The 1,536-nt window shown below is 64.0% G+C and carries 2 protein-coding genes; one reads left to right on the top strand and one right to left on the bottom strand.

All coding sequences use genetic code 11. From position 1 onward, the window contains the following. On the bottom strand, positions 1 to 255 hold a 255-nt coding region (locus EN993_RS35670; protein ID WP_127266226.1), incomplete at its 3' end, for a glycosyltransferase. A gap of 150 nt (positions 256 to 405) precedes the next feature. Between EN993_RS35670 and EN993_RS35665 the strand changes: the two genes are divergently transcribed. Further along, positions 406 to 1,536 (top strand): PA0069 family radical SAM protein (locus EN993_RS35665; protein WP_127266225.1); only part of this gene is annotated, 1,131 nt, incomplete at its 3' end.

Here is a 1,536-nt window from a genome sequence, read left to right as displayed (position 1 = left end):
GCCCTCAACCAGCCGCGCGCCCGGCTCCAGCAGCAGCAGCCAGTCCCCCTTGGCTTGGCGGATGCCGGCGGCAACGCCGCCAGTCACGTACTGACAGCCGGCATGCTCGGCCACGCGATGCGTCTGGTCGGTGGAGCCCGTGTCACAGACGATGACTTCACGCACCACGCCCTCGACCGCGCCGCCAATCAGCGAGGCGAGCGTGCGGGTCAGGCCTTCCTCGTCATTGCGGGTTTCGATGAGAACACTGAGCATCATTAGCCGAATAGCGGAAAGCGCGGCACAGCGCCAGTTACTGCAGCGCACCATAAAAAGTTCTTGCTTTGTTCTCATCAACAAAATAGGAATAATTTCATGAACAGAGCGATTCGACACAACATGGACAGTCCCTGGGAGCGGGCGAAGATGGAACAGATCGTGCGCGCCGACATTGCAGCTTTCGGAGCTGGAAGAGCCGAGATGGCCAATGCGATGATCGAGCAGAGTGGCGTGCGTGTCCGTCCGGACCGCAACCGCGGCAGGTCGGCGGGCATCAATCCGTCCGGCCGCTTCGAGCCGGTCAGCCGGCATGTCTTCGACGATGGGTGGAATTCGCTGGAAGAACTGCCGCCCTTCAAGACCGAAGTGCAGGTCGAGAAGCCGCGCACCATCATCACCCGCAACGAATCGCCCGACATCTCCTTCGACCGTTCGATCAACCCCTATCGCGGCTGCGAGCACGGCTGCGTCTATTGCTTTGCCCGGCCGACGCACGCGTTCATGGGCCTGTCGCCGGGTCTCGATTTCGAATCCAAGCTGTTCGCCAAGCCGGACGCGGCGCGCTTGCTCGACAAGGAGTTGTCGAAGGACGGCTACCAGCCGCGCACCATCGCCATCGGCACCAACACCGACCCCTACCAGCCGATCGAGAAGCAATACCGGATCATGCGCGAGATCCTCGAAGTGCTGGAAGCGCGCGGCCATCCGGTAGGCATCGTGACAAAATCCGCTCTGGTGACGCGTGACATCGATATCCTGTCACGCATGGCCGAACGGGGGCTCGCCAAGGTGGCGCTGTCGGTGACGACGCTTGACCGGATGCTGGCACGCACCATGGAGCCACGCGCGTCGACGCCGACCAAGCGGCTGGAGGCGATCCGCCAGCTTTCGGATGCCGGCATTCCGGCTTCGGTCATGGTCGCGCCGATCATCCCGGGCCTGACCGACCAGGAGATGGAACGGATCCTCGATTCGGCACGCGCGGCCGGCGCCCGCGAGGCGGGTTATGTCGTGCTGCGCCTGCCGCTGGAGGTCAGCCCGATCTTCAAGGACTGGCTGCTGCGCCACTATCCGGACCGCTACCGCCACGTGATGTCGCTGATCCGCTCGATGCGCGACGGCAAGGACTACGATTCGGAATGGGGCGAGCGCATGAAGGGCGCCGGTCCCTATGCCTGGCAGATCGGCCGGCGCTTCGAGATCACCGCCAAGCGGCTCGGCCTCAACGCCGAACGGCGCACGCTGCGGACCGACCAGTTCGTTGCCGCTGCCAAGGAT

The sequence above is a fragment of the Mesorhizobium sp. M7D.F.Ca.US.004.01.2.1 genome (assembly GCF_003997785.1).
Taxonomy (GTDB): Bacteria; Pseudomonadota; Alphaproteobacteria; order Rhizobiales; family Rhizobiaceae; genus Mesorhizobium; species Mesorhizobium loti.
This window is presented reverse-complemented; position numbering and strand designations above follow the sequence as displayed.